The sequence below is a fragment of the Cyanobacteriota bacterium genome, assembly GCA_025054735.1.
Classification (GTDB): domain Bacteria; phylum Cyanobacteriota; class Cyanobacteriia; order SKYG9; family SKYG9; genus SKYG9.
The window spans coordinates 1-2,562 of sequence record JANWZG010000483.1; the positions used below are offsets into that span (position 1 = coordinate 1).

At 45.5% G+C, this 2,562-nt stretch carries 5 protein-coding genes; 3 read left to right on the forward strand and 2 right to left on the reverse strand.

Translation table 11 applies throughout. The annotated features are described in order from the left end of the window. On the reverse strand, positions 1–189 hold a 189-nt coding region (locus NZ772_17120; GenBank protein MCS6815278.1), incomplete at its 3' end, for a glycoside hydrolase family 10 protein. Beyond that, positions 189–461 carry a cupin domain-containing protein gene (locus NZ772_17125; GenBank protein ID MCS6815279.1) on the reverse strand — a complete coding sequence of 91 codons (273 nt, stop codon included), beginning with the start codon at positions 459–461 and terminating at the stop codon, positions 189–191. The genes NZ772_17120 and NZ772_17125, both read right to left, overlap by 1 nt. A gap of 467 nt (positions 462–928) precedes the next feature. On the opposite strand from NZ772_17125, the gene trpC reads away from it, so the two are divergent. The 3 genes from trpC to NZ772_17140 form a co-directional block, all read left to right on the forward strand. After that, complete coding sequence (trpC, locus tag NZ772_17130; protein ID MCS6815280.1) at positions 929–1,810, forward strand: indole-3-glycerol phosphate synthase TrpC; 882 nt, start codon at positions 929–931, stop codon at positions 1,808–1,810. A 45-nt stretch (positions 1,811–1,855) separates the two neighbouring features. Further along, complete coding sequence (locus NZ772_17135; GenBank protein ID MCS6815281.1) at positions 1,856–2,128, forward strand: DUF5340 domain-containing protein; 273 nt, start codon at positions 1,856–1,858, stop codon at positions 2,126–2,128. A gap of 89 nt (positions 2,129–2,217) precedes the next feature. Then, positions 2,218–2,562 (forward strand): PHP domain-containing protein (locus NZ772_17140; GenBank protein ID MCS6815282.1); only part of this gene is annotated, 345 nt, incomplete at its 3' end.

The window sequence follows — 2,562 nt, forward strand, 5'->3', positions numbered from 1 at the left end:
TAAGCCACGTCGCAAGTTTGATCGTGAGAACAACACGTCACTATCAATATTAGTCAGCCAAACTCCTCGGAGTTCGCGGTTAGGGATGCTGGTTTGGCTATAGCCCATGGGCTGCTGCAACAATCCCAGCATGAATAACAGGATTATGCTCAGCAGTAACCAGTGCCATCGCGATCGCAGCTCATTCATCAACCAAACCGATAATGTTTCTTCACTGGGCTAGTAATTTGCCAAGTGCAAGACATCCCCGCTGGAAATGTCACCAAATCACCCTTGCCAATGTGCACTGGCTCTCCAGAGGTGGGCGTAACGACAACATCCCCTTCCAGAAAATAGCAAGTTTCTGGCTCATCGTAGCTCCAGGGAAACTCTGAAACTTCCTTAGTCCAGATGGGCCAGCTAGCAATCCCTAACTGCTGCAAACGCTCTGGTGTAGGTTGTCGTTCAATTGAAATCTCCATACTATTAACTGTCCTCCTGCAACTGTAGGGGTTCAACGTAGTTAACTACATGCTTGCTAACTACTATGATTGCACTACCTAAATTTGATAGATAGCTCGTTGACAACACCTATAGCTCCTCATCGATGATAGGATGTGATGCTTGTAGACAAAATCTGATAATGCAGCCAGTGATGCAGCTAGTACAGTAGATTACTTGCCTTGGGCTAACGTCAATGCTCCTAACGCAAATATCATGTAGATATTTCCTGAGAAGTTATAGCGACTCTCGCTACCACCACTAATGACAGTAAGCTAACGTTGCCGGGTGCGCATCACAGTTGCCCTTGCCATAAATCCCTCTCTCAAGTTGAGAGAAGGAACTGAGGGATGAGAGCCTACAAAGATGACATAATTCTCAACTTTGTCTGTCAAGAATGTTGAATTCTTACCTTGCTATTATCCAATGAATTGTTAATTAACTAGATATGCAGATTCGTCGTCGTTCTCCTGGTCCATCAGTATCGGTTCTAGACTTAGAATTTCAGGTTGCTGTTCCCGATGCAGAACCACGGAATATCTTGGAGAAAATCATCTGGCAAAAAGAACTAGAAGTGGAGCAATGGCGAGAGCGGATGCCGCTTGCAGATTTGCGCCGAAAGGTGATGGAGATGCCCGCCTGTCGAGATTTTTTGGGAGCACTACGTTGCAGCGATCGCCGGCCAGCCGTAATTGCCGAGATAAAAAAAGCATCTCCTAGTAAAGGTGTAATCAGGGAAGATTTTGACCCAGTGGCGATTGCTCAAGCCTATGAAACTCACGGAGCTGCTTGCTTGTCCGTACTTACGGATCAAAAGTTCTTTCAGGGCAGCTTTGCCTACTTATCTAAAGTGCGATCGGCTGTCAATATCCCCTTGTTGTGCAAAGAATTTGTGATTTACCCGTATCAAATCTATATGGCACGGGTCAATGGAGCCGATGCCATTCTATTGATTGCTGCCATTCTTTCAGATCAGGATTTACGATATTTTCTCAAAATTATTCGCAGTTTGACGATGACTGCTTTGATTGAAGTGCATACCTTGGAAGAGCTAGATCGAGTAATAGCGCTTGATGACCTACAACTAGTAGGTATCAACAACCGCAATCTAGAGGATTTTTCTGTCAGCTTAGAAACCACTCAGCAACTATTAGCTGCACGCGCACAGATACTGCGCGATCGCAACATTCTAGTCGTGAGCGAGTCTGGTATTCACACGAGGGCTGACATCACTACAGTTGCTAGTGCTGGGGCTGGGGCTGTCTTAATTGGTGAATCTCTGATGCGACAACCCAACCCTGGAGAGGCGCTGTCTGCGTTATTTGGCTAGTCTAGGTATGATATTGTCAACTGTTTAGGATCCAGAGCTAATCCCATGGAACCAATTCCATTGCCATCTCGTATCCACTATGAGTTGTTACTTCAATTACTAGAACGACAAACCCTGTCAGTTATTAAACCAGGCTCACCCCATTACAACTACGTCCAAACCTTGATTGTGACGTTGCGTAAGGCATTGAGTCAGCATAAAAACTTAGAAGAGTCTCTAGAGAGAGCAAAGCTTCCTATTGACTATCGCTGGTCCTTAAATGCTAATCATGTAGAACTAACAGTAGGAGTCAGTCCGCCTACAAATCAAGCAGAGTAGGGAATCTGGAGTAGTTGAGTTGACTACATAAAAGTTTAAGAAATTTAAAGTTACCATAGAGGCGACTAACACCAAAACGCTGAGGTTTTATGGGTGTCAATGCTCTGTGCACGGAAGTTCAACTCTGTCCTGCTGCTCAAGATACGGTAGCACTGCGACAGGTGTTTCAATCAATCGATGCATCAAGTTGCCCCTACAGGTTCAATTTCCATATGCATACTGTGTGCTCAGATGGTCAACTAGAGCCAGAGGAACTGATGGAACAGGCGATCGCGATCGGACTAAGTGGTCTGGCAATCACTGATCACCATACAGTCAGCGGCTATTACAGAGCGCAACAGTGGTTGAATGAATACGACTGTCCTGACGATTCAGCACGTCCACAACTTTGGACTGGCGTGGAAATTAGCGCTGACTTGCTAGGCACAGAAGTT